The following is a 3,653-nucleotide window of genomic DNA, read 5'->3' as shown; positions in this document are numbered from 1 at the left end:
ATTTCCATTTCTGCATATATCTTCTATCAGACTATTTATTTTCTTTAGTGTCTTTCTATCCTCCGTCTGCCAATAGACATAGTCTTTCCATCCATTATCAGTAAAGACTTTATTCATCGACAGATACCTCCGTCAGATCATGAACAGCAAAATTTCCTTTCTCAAGCTGGGTCTTTGACTCCATAAGCCAGTCATAGTTTGCTTTGTTTCCCATCACATATACATTTTCCATCAGATTGTTATATGCCTCTTCTGAAAGCATAACAACATTTTTATTATCCTTACGGGTTACAATCATGGTTTCATAATCATCTGTAACTTTATCCATGTACTTTTTCATATTGTCTCGTAGGTTTGTATAATTAACAGCTAACATAAGAACACCTCCTCAAATCCATGTACAGTTTTCTGTACTTATATTGTACTGTACAGAAAACTGTACGTCAAGTACCTGTATTATCTTATGCCTATGTTATAATAGATATTCTGCTCTCGCATGTAATTCTTTAGAACCTCAGCTTGCTTCCCTTGCCGCCGCGCTTGCCCGGCTTAACTCTGGTAAAGATTATCTCGTTATCTCCAACCTTGAAGGTATCCTTTGTGCTTCCCACAAATACCGACTCAAGGACATCGTCACCCTCTAAGTTGATGAGCCTGACTCCCGCTGCGCCCTTGCCCTTCTCAGGAATCTCCGCTGCGTCAACTCTTATGTAATAGCCCTTCTCTGACTGTGCGATTATGAAGTCGCCCTCGGAAATTTTGCCGATATATATGATATCATCACCGACTTTTGAAGCATTTGCAGCACGCCTTGTGGTGTCAAATGCGGAGCCGTCAACAACCTTGGCAAGACCCTGCTTACTGACGAACAGCAGCTTGTCAGTCACAAAATGCTCTATGCAGTCCATGAACAGGATATTCTCGTCACCATTCATGTTGCAGAACTCGAACACCTGGATTCCCTTGTCGGCAAGACGTCCTATGAGGCTTCCTCCGCCCTTCTTACTGGTGTTCTTCTTCGCCTGAAGCTTAATGATGTCTGCAACCTTGATCGTATACACCTGATTATTGTCAGCAAATACCGCTATCCTGTCAAGATTCTGACACTTAACCGCAAATCTGTAATCCTTAGTGATCTGGTCGATGTTCTTCTCGTATACATTTGCATCTACAACTTTGATGTAATAGAATCTGTCGAGAAGTACAGCCACATCTGTAGCCACGACCTCAGCCTTCTTCACAACAACAGTTCCATAGTTATGGATCTGAGTCCTTCTAGGTATGGCATACTTTGCCTTGATCTCAAGCATGTCATCTATCATCTGCTGCTTCATGGCATCCCTGGACTCCATAAGCCTTGTGTACTTCTTAATGAGCTTCTCAGCGTCAGCCAGCTCTTTCTTTAAGGCATTGATCTCCAGTCCAATGAGCTTCTGAAGTCTCATGGCAAGTATTGCATCCGCCTGCTTCTCTGTGAAGCACAGGAACTTTGCGTCCGCCTCTGAGCCCTTGAATCTGAACTTAACGTTTGATGTATCGCCGTGCATGAGACACGCCTTGGCATCTGCAACCTTTGTACTTCCGCGGAGTATCTCTATGATCAGGTCTATGCAATCGACAGCTGTGAGGAGTCCCATCTTGATCTCTCTGATCTCCTCCTGCTGTGCAAGAAGCTTTCTGTACTTCGTGTCATACAGACCGTACTTGAAATCTGTGTACACCTTCAGTATCTTCTTGAGTCCCATTACCTCCGGCTTGCCGTTGTTGATGCAGTTGATATTCACGCCAAATGTATCCTCAAGGGCTGCCTTCTTATATAATATATTGATAATGTTCTGTATCTCCTCATCAGAAGTTCCCTTCTTCACATCGATACACAGACATTCACCGTTCTTGTCTCCTCTGTCCGCAATATCCACGACAGCTGGAAGTTCTCTGTTCCTGACAAGCTCTGCAACAGTATCGAGGAACTTGGCGGTGCCTCCGATCATGGTATATGGAAGCTCTGTGACACAGATACTCTTTCTTCCGTATCCGATATCCCTGACCTCTACCTTACCGCGCACCTTGATCTTGCCAAGTCCTGTGGCATACACATTGTACAGTTCCTCAGGTGTGGCATTGATGATTCCACCTGTGGCAAAATCAGGTCCCGGCATGAGTTTTAACAGGTCCTCAAGCTCTATCTCAGGATCATTCAGATATGCAACAGTTGCGTCTATGACCTCACCGAGATTGTGTGTAGGAATATTTGTCGCCATACCTACTGCTATACCGGTTGAACCGCTCACCAGGATATTTGGCACCTGGAAAGGCAGGAAAGTCGGCTCTGTCTCCGTTCCGTCAAAGTTTGGTATGAACTGATCCTTGAAGAACGGAAGATCCTTCATGCACACATCCTCTGTGTACTTAGATATACGCGCCTCAGTGTATCGCATGGCAGCCGCACCGGAACCGTCCACCGCGCCAAAGTTGCCGTGTGGGTCAACAAGTGGTATCGGCAGTTTCCAGTTCTGTGCCATATTTACAAGTCCTTCATATATGGAACTATCTCCGTGTGGATGATATTTACCCATTGTATCTCCGACTATTCTCGCACATTTTCTGTGTGGCTTGTCGGAGCCTGCAAGACCATCCAGTGAGTAAAGTATCCTTCTCTGGACAGGCTTTAATCCATCCCTTACATCTGGGAGCGCTCTCTCTGTTATAACCGACATGGAATAATCCACATAGGACTGTCCCATCTCGCTCTCATAATCTACATTTAATATCTTTTCCGACATGATCTATCCCTTTCATAATACAAACTGTGAAAACGCGCTGCTAAGCATTCCCAAATATCACTTTTATATATCTAGCACCGCATCTGCACTGTGTGTCTCTATGTACTCTCTTCTAGGCGCAACCTCAGTTCCCATGAGCGTCTGTGTGAGCTGATTTGCCTCAACACGGCTGTTCACTGATACCTGCTTTAAAAGTCTTGTCTCAGGGTTCATGGTCGTCTCATAGAGCTGGTCTGCATCCATCTCACCGAGTTCCTTGTATCTCTGGATCGTGAACTTGTTCGTGTGTGTCTTCCTGTACTTTGCAAGCTCATCATCTGAGTACAGATATTTGATGTTCTTGCCCTCGCCAACTCTGTAGAGAGGCGGAATAGCTATGTATATATGTCCCTCGCTGATAAGGTCAGGGTAAAATCTATAGAAGAATGTAAGCAGAAGTGTCGCTATGTGGGCACCATCCACATCGGCATCAGTCATGATGATTATCTTGTCGTAATTCAGCTTGCTTATATCGAAATCATTGCCGTATCCCTGCATGAAGCCACAGCCAAATGCATTGATGAGTGCTTTGATCTCGGCATTCTCAAGCACCTTTGCAACAGGCTTCTTCTCCACGTTGAGTATCTTACCTCTAAGTGGAAGTATTGCCTGATACTTTCTGTTTCTCGCGGTCTTGGCTGAGCCTCCCGCCGAATCTCCCTCGACTATGAATATCTCGCATTTAGACGAATCTGAGGACTCCTGCTTTGCAAGCTTGCCATTTCCCTCAAATGAAAACTTGTTTATATTGATCTTGGACTTCTCAAGCGCCTTTCTCTTGGAGAGAGCCACCGCCCTGTCCACTATATCCTTCAGCACATCATAATTTCT

At 44.8% G+C, this 3,653-nt stretch carries 4 protein-coding genes; all 4 read right to left on the bottom strand.

Annotated elements, in window-relative coordinates:
* Positions 1–117, bottom strand: a 117-nt coding sequence (locus tag CCU_RS14835) for a type II toxin-antitoxin system YoeB family toxin (RefSeq protein WP_208896394.1), incomplete at its 3' end; no start/stop codon positions are given.
* Complete coding sequence (locus CCU_RS11985; protein WP_015534854.1) at positions 110–376, bottom strand: type II toxin-antitoxin system Phd/YefM family antitoxin; 267 nt, start codon at positions 374–376, stop codon at positions 110–112. The genes CCU_RS11985 and CCU_RS14835, both read right to left, overlap by 8 nt.
* Before the next feature lie 130 nt (positions 377–506).
* On the bottom strand, positions 507–2,783 hold the full coding sequence (locus tag CCU_RS11980) for a DNA gyrase/topoisomerase IV subunit A (RefSeq protein ID WP_015534853.1): 2,277 nt from the start codon (positions 2,781–2,783) through the stop codon (positions 507–509).
* A gap of 63 nt (positions 2,784–2,846) precedes the next feature.
* Positions 2,847–3,653: toprim domain-containing protein (locus CCU_RS11975; RefSeq protein WP_243440897.1), on the bottom strand; the 807-nt coding region annotated here is incomplete at its 5' end.

The organism is Coprococcus sp. ART55/1 (assembly GCF_000210595.1).
GTDB classification, from domain to species: domain Bacteria; phylum Bacillota; class Clostridia; order Lachnospirales; family Lachnospiraceae; genus Coprococcus; species Coprococcus aceti.
This window is presented reverse-complemented; position numbering and strand designations above follow the sequence as displayed.